This window comes from Arthrobacter sp. 9V (assembly GCF_902506065.1).
GTDB lineage: Bacteria > Actinomycetota > Actinomycetes > Actinomycetales > Micrococcaceae > Arthrobacter.
Genome location: NZ_LR732932.1, coordinates 1 through 1,247 on the forward strand (window position 1 = coordinate 1; position 1,247 = coordinate 1,247).

Annotated in this window: 1 protein-coding gene and 1 pseudogene; one reads left to right on the forward strand and one right to left on the reverse strand. The window is 72.7% G+C overall.

What is annotated here, in order from left to right:
• Positions 1–568, forward strand: a pseudogene (locus tag BACI9J_RS22440) (glucose-6-phosphate isomerase); the annotation flags it as partial.
• Positions 569–655: 87 nt separating this feature from the next.
• Here BACI9J_RS22440 and rsmI read toward each other — a convergent pair.
• The coding region (gene rsmI, locus BACI9J_RS22445) for a 16S rRNA (cytidine(1402)-2'-O)-methyltransferase (RefSeq protein ID WP_159736627.1) at positions 656–1,247 on the reverse strand (592 nt) is incomplete at its 5' end.

Here is a 1,247-nt window from a genome sequence, read left to right on the forward strand (position 1 = left end):
CACCACCGAGACCGGCGAGGTCTTCTGGGGCGAGCCCGGCACGAACGGCCAGCACGCGTTCTACCAGCTCATCCACCAGGGCACCCGCCTGATCCCGGCCGACTTCATCACGGTCGCCAACCCGGCCCGTCCGCTGCAGGACGAGACCGGCGACGGCAAGGGCGTCGCGCCCGGCACCGACGTGCACACGTTGTTCCTGGCGAACTTCTTCGCGCAGACCAAGGCGCTGGCGTTCGGCAAGAGCGCCGCCGAGGCCCGCGCCGAGGGCACCACCGACGAAGGAATCGTCGCGGCCCGCACGTTCCCCGGCAACAAGCCGACCACGTCGATCATCGCGCCGGAGCTCACCCCGAGCGTGCTCGGCCAGCTCATCGCGCTGTACGAGCACATCGTGTTCACCGAGGGCACGATCTGGGGCATCGACTCGTTCGACCAGTGGGGTGTGGAGCTCGGCAAGCAGCTGGCGCTGCAGGTCACGCCGGCCGTCGAGGGCGACCAGGCCGCGCTCGACGCGCAGGACCCGTCGACCAAGGCGCTCATCGCGAAGTACCTGGAGCTGCGGAAGTAGCGCATGCCCCCACCTGACGGACGGGAGGCCCGTTGCGGGCCCGCCCCGCGCCTCCAGACCGGCGGACGCGAACGTGATGAGCCCCGCTCAGCGCGCCGCGAGCGCCCCTTCGTACAGGTCGCGCTTCGACAGCCCGGTCGCGTCCGCGACCGCCGCGGCGGCCTCCTTCATGCGCATGCCGGCGGCCACCCGCTCGAGCACCAGGCGCACCCCGTCGTCGAGCGTTGCCTCTTCGGTGGCCTCGGCGGCCCCGGCGACGACGATGCAGATCTCGCCCCGCACGCCCTCGGACGCCCACGTGACGAGTTCGTCGAGCGGCCCGCGGCGGACCTCTTCGTAGAGCTTGGTGAGCTCGCGGCAGACCGCGGCGCGGCGGTCGCCCCCGAACCCGACGGCCATGTCGGCCAGGGTCTCGGCCAGCCGGTGCGGCGACTCGAAGAACACCATGGTCCGCTGCTCCCCCGCCAGTGCCTGGAACACGCGACGGCGTTCCCCGGCCTTGCGGGTGGGGAACCCCTCGAACGTGAAGCGGTCCGTCGGCAGCCCGGACACGGCGAGCGCCATCAGCACGGCCGACGGCCCGGGCAGCGCGGTGACGGTGACCCCGGCTGCGGCTGCGGCCTCGACGAGCGGGAAGCCCGGGTCGCTGATCGCGGGCATGCCGGCGTCGGTGAGGACG